The organism is Mesorhizobium sp. M1D.F.Ca.ET.231.01.1.1 (genome assembly GCF_003999155.2).
GTDB lineage: Bacteria > Pseudomonadota > Alphaproteobacteria > Rhizobiales > Rhizobiaceae > Mesorhizobium.
Genome location: NZ_RZOZ02000145.1, coordinates 1 through 338, shown reverse-complemented (window position 1 = coordinate 338; position 338 = coordinate 1). Strand labels below are relative to the sequence as shown.

Below are 338 nucleotides of genomic sequence, written 5' to 3'. Positions count from 1 at the left end.
GTTTTCTTGCTGGCCGCTTTGGCTTTCTTTTTCACCACCCCGACCCACGCCGCACCCATCGACGACCAGTTCCGCTCATGGCTGCAAACCGACCTCTGGCCGGAGGCCAAGTCCAAAGGCATCTCCAAGAAAACCTTCGATGAGGCGTTCCTTGGCGTGAAGCCGAATTTGAGCCTGCCGGACCTCGTGATGCCCGGTGAGACGCCGACCACACCTGAAAAGCAGCACCAGTCCGAATTCGGTCCGCCCGCCAACTATTTCGCCGAAAAAATCGTTCGCGCCGTCACCACGGGCGGGCGCACACGCGAAAGCGCCAATTCGAGGGTGCTCGGTCTGAT

At 60.1% G+C, this 338-nt stretch carries 1 pseudogene; it reads left to right on the top strand.

Annotation, left to right across the window (positions count from 1 at the left end):
• Positions 1 to 6: 6 nt before the first annotated feature.
• Positions 7 to 338, top strand: a pseudogene (locus tag EN874_RS32685) (lytic murein transglycosylase); the annotation flags it as partial.